Source organism: Domibacillus sp. 8LH, from assembly GCF_038806185.1.
Lineage (GTDB): Bacteria > Bacillota > Bacilli > Bacillales > Domibacillaceae > Domibacillus > Domibacillus indicus_A.
Map to the genome: position 1 here is coordinate 1 of NZ_JAVJNG010000321.1, position 238 is coordinate 238.

The window sequence follows — 238 nt, forward strand, 5'->3', positions numbered from 1 at the left end:
CTAAAACAGAACGTGAAGCCGGGAAAACAGCTTACGTGTTAGGTGCCTGCTTTATTACAGAAGGTGTTATTCCGTTTGCAGCAGCCGATCCGGCTCGTGTTATCCCGTCTGTAATGGCAGGTGGTGCTGTAACTGGTGGTTTAACGATGCTATTCGATATTGGACTCCGTGCCCCACACGGCGGAATTTTCGTAATCGGTCTTGTTGAAGGTGGATTAGCAAAAGGCTTGCTCTATGC

General features: G+C 48.7%; 1 pseudogene. It reads left to right on the forward strand.

The annotated features are described in order from the left end of the window. A pseudogene (locus tag RG959_RS24870) lies at positions 1-238 on the forward strand (PTS fructose transporter subunit IIA); the annotation flags it as partial.